Below are 3,731 nucleotides of genomic sequence, written 5' to 3'. Positions count from 1 at the left end.
CGACCTGTTGCCAACCCTGGTGGAACTGGCCGGCGGCGCACTCGAACCGCACTTGCCCCTGGACGGCCGCTCGCTGGTCCCGCACTTGCACGGCCAGGGCGGGCACGACGAAGTGTTCGGCGAATACATGGCCGAAGGCACCGTCAGCCCGCTGATGATGATTCGCCGTGGCGCCTACAAATTCATCTACAGCGAAGACGATCCCTGCCTACTGTTCGATGTACACAATGACCCACGGGAACAGGAAGAACTCAGCCAGTCGCCGCAACACCGGGCGCTGTTTACAGCCTTTCTGACTGAGGCACGGGCCAAATGGGACATCCCGGCGATCCATCAACAAGTGCTCGCCAGCCAACGCCGTCGGCGCCTGGTGTTTGAGGCACTGACCCAAGGCAAGCTGAAGAGCTGGGATCACCAGCCACTGGTGGACGCCAGTCAGCAATACATGCGCAACCATATCGACCTCGACGACCTGGAGCGCAAGGCACGTTATCCACAACCCTGCCAACACTAATAAAACAGAGGGAAGGCCATGCAAAAGTTGACTGTGGTGCTGGGCATAGCGGGCATGGTGGCGTTGAGCAGCGCCGCCGTGTACGCAGATGCCCGTTGTGAGACGGTGAAGATGGCCGATCCAGGCTGGAGCGATATCGCCGCCACCAATGCCGTCGCCGGTTTTCTGCTGACGGGCATGGGCTACAAGGCCAAGGTCGACACCCTGGCGGTGCCGATCACCTTCGGCGGGCTCAAGGACGGCCAGGTGGATGTGTTCCTGGGTAACTGGATGCCGGCGCAGCAAGGTTTCTACGACAAGTTCGTGGCCAACGGCGATGTGGTGCAGTTGGCGAAAAACCTCGACGGCACCGAATTCACCCTCGCCGTGCCGGACTATGTGTGGGACGCCGGGGTGCATGACTTTGCTGATCTGAGTAAATTCGCCGACAAATTCGACAAGAAGATCTATGGCATCGGCTCCGGCGCGCCGGCAAACCTCTCGCTGCAGGAGATCATCAAGAAGAACGACTTCGACCTGGGCAAATGGAAGCTGGTCGAGTCCAGCGAACAGGCGATGCTTGCCGAAGTCTCACGGGCGGTGAAGAAACAGCGCTTCATCACCTTCCTCGGCTGGACTCCACACCCGATGAACGTGCAGTTGAAAATGCATTACCTCAAGGGCGGCGAGAAGTACTTCGGCGACACCGGCAGCGTGTATACCCTGACCCGCAAGGGTTATGCACAGGCCTGCCCGAACGTAGGAAAACTGCTGACCAACCTGAGTTTCACCCAGGCGATGGAGAACAGCATCATGGCCGAGGTGGCCAACAATAAGGTCAGCAATGCGGATGCGGCAAAAGCGTGGATCAAGGCCAACCCGGCAGTGTTGGACAAGTGGCTCGACGGCGTAAAAACCGTGGACGGCCAGGATGCATTGGCGGCTGTAAAAGCCAAACTCTAAAGCCGGCCACTGTCCAAATGTGGGAGGGGGCTTGCTCCCGATAACGGTGGATCAGTCACTACATCATTGACTGTCAGTCCGCGATCGGGAGCAAGCCCCCTCCCACAAAAGCCGGCGTGTACTGATACCCTGAGCCAAACCTTTCTATCCGAGTTTGCGATGCACCGGCCCAACCGCCACACACTCTTTCCCTTCCTCAGCTGGCTGCCGCGCCAAACCCGCGCCAGCGTCGGCCGGGATGCAATCGTCGGCCTCAGCGGCGCGGTTCTGGCCTTGCCGCAGTCGATTGCCTACGCGCTCATCGCCGGTCTCCCACCGGAATACGGCCTGTACGCCGCGATCATCCCGGTGCTGATCGCGTGTCTTTGGGGTTCGTCCTGGCACCTGATCTGCGGCCCCACGGCGGCGATTTCCATCGTGCTCTACGCCAGCATCAGCCCCCTGGCCGTGCCGGGCTCACAGGACTACATCACCTTGATCCTGCTGCTGACCTTCCTCGCCGGGGTGTTCCAGTGGTTGCTCGGCCTATTGCGCTTCGGCGCGTTGGTGAACTTTATCTCCCATTCGGTGGTGCTGGGGTTCACCCTCGGCGCCGCCGTGGTGATTGCCCTCGGCCAACTGCCCAACCTGCTGGGCCTGGATTTGCCGAGCCAGGCCACGGCGATCAACAGCTTGCTGGAACTGATCGACCATGGCGCCGAGTGGGACCACGCCTCACTCCTGCTCGGGCTGGGCACCTTGCTGGTGGGCGCACTGCTCAAATACCTGCTGCCGCGCTGGCCGACGCTGTTGATCACGCTCGCGCTGGGCAGTCTGGCCGCCTGGCTGTGGCCGGCGATGTTCGGGCATGTGGCACTGGTCAGCGCATTTATCGGCAAGCTGCCGCCATTCAGCCCGTTGCCGCTGGACCTGGACATGGTCTTGCGCCTGCTGCCCAGCGCCGTGGCGGTGGGCATGCTCGGGTTGGTGACCAGCCTGTCGATTGCCCGCTCGCTGGCGGCGCGCTCGCAGCAATTGCTCGACGCCAACCAGGAAGTTCGAGCGCAGGGTTTATCCAACATCGTCGGCGGATTTTTCTCCGGCTACCTGTCGGCCGGTTCCTTTACGCGCTCCGGCCTCAGCTATGAAGCGGGCGCCTGTTCACCGTTGGCGGGGGTATTTTCTGCACTGTGGGTGGCGTTATTCGCGCTGTTTGGCGCGGCGCTGATCGCACACATACCGATCCCGAGCATGGCCGCGAGCATCCTGCTGATCAGTTGGGGCCTGGTGGACCATCGGGGCATTCGCGCATTGTTCCGGGTCAGTCGCGCCGAGTTTGTGGTGATGAGCCTGACCTGCATCGCCACCTTGCTGCTGGAGCTGCAAACCGCGATTTACGCCGGGGTGCTCGCCTCGTTGTTTTTCTACCTCAAGCGCACCTCGCAGCCGCGGGTTCAGCAATGGCGCGACGGCGAGGAAGAGGTGCTGCGGGTCGGCGGCTCGATCTTTTTTGGCGCCAGCCATTACCTGCAAGTGCGCCTGCAAAGCCTGCAGTGTGAGCGGGTGGTGATCGAGGCGCAGCAGATCAACTTTATCGACTATTCCGGAGTGGAGATGCTGCACCAGGAAGCGCGGCGATTGAAAGCGCTGGGGCGCAGCCTGACCTTGCGCCGGGCCCGGCCACAGGTCGTCGATGAATTGAAAAAGCTGGAAGGCGCCGACAACTGCCCCATCCATTTCGAAGACTGAATACGATCAAAACTGTGGGAGGGGGCTTGCCCCCGATAGCCGTCGTGCAGCCGATGCATGTTTGGCTGACTCACCGCTATCGGGAGCAAGCCCCCTCCCACCTTTCGAGTTGCGTCAAGCCAATTGGCGGCGCAGTTCGGCCAACACCGGCGCCGAATCCGGGCGCACGCCACGCCACAGGAAGAACGCTTCCGCCGCCTGCTCCACCAGCATGCCCAGACCATCCATTGCCACCGCCGCACCGTGTTCCGTGGCCCAGCGGCAGAACGCGGTCGGTTCCTTGGCGTACATCATGTCGTAGCAAAACGTCTTGCCCGGCGCGATCAGGCTGCCCGCAATCGGCGGTACATCGCCCGACAGGCTGGCGGAGGTGGCATTGATGATCACGTCCACCGGCTCACACAGCCAGTCGAAACCACTGGCAGACACCGGGCCCAAATCGTCGAACAACTCGGCGAGCATTTCGGCCTTTTCCACGGTGCGGTTGGCGATGACCAGCGACGCCGGCCGCTCGGCCAGCAACGGCTCCAACGCCCCGCGCACCGCG

The 3,731-nt window shown here is 62.0% G+C and carries 2 protein-coding genes and 2 pseudogenes; 3 read left to right on the top strand and 1 reads right to left on the bottom strand.

Annotation, left to right across the window (positions count from 1 at the left end; genetic code table 11):
- From L9Z73_RS27010 to L9Z73_RS27000, 3 genes and pseudogenes are all read left to right on the top strand, one after another.
- Positions 1-514 (top strand): annotated as a pseudogene (locus tag L9Z73_RS27010) (choline-sulfatase); the annotation flags it as partial.
- An 18-nt stretch (positions 515-532) separates the two neighbouring features.
- Entirely contained in the window at positions 533-1,456 is a 924-nt protein-coding gene (gene choX, locus L9Z73_RS27005) for a choline ABC transporter substrate-binding protein (RefSeq protein ID WP_247407660.1), read from the top strand.
- A gap of 159 nt (positions 1,457-1,615) precedes the next feature.
- On the top strand, positions 1,616-3,184 hold the full coding sequence (locus L9Z73_RS27000) for a SulP family inorganic anion transporter (RefSeq protein WP_247407658.1): 1,569 nt from the start codon (positions 1,616-1,618) through the stop codon (positions 3,182-3,184).
- A gap of 114 nt (positions 3,185-3,298) precedes the next feature.
- Here the strand turns inward: L9Z73_RS27000 and aroE are convergent.
- Positions 3,299-3,731, bottom strand: a pseudogene (gene aroE, locus L9Z73_RS26995) (shikimate dehydrogenase); the annotation flags it as partial.

The sequence above is a fragment of the Pseudomonas emilianonis genome, from assembly GCF_023072625.1.
GTDB classification, from domain to species: Bacteria; Pseudomonadota; Gammaproteobacteria; order Pseudomonadales; family Pseudomonadaceae; genus Aquipseudomonas; species Aquipseudomonas paraveronii.
The sequence above is the reverse complement of the archived record's forward strand: the minus strand, read 5'-3'. Positions and strand labels throughout refer to the sequence as shown.

Coding starts and splice junctions, on each gene's coding strand:
- choX (WP_247407660.1), top strand. CDS start 533: ATGCAAAAGTTGACTGTGGTGCTGGGCATAGCGGGCATGGTGGCGTTG.
- L9Z73_RS27000 (WP_247407658.1), top strand. CDS start 1,616: ATGCACCGGCCCAACCGCCACACACTCTTTCCCTTCCTCAGCTGGCTG.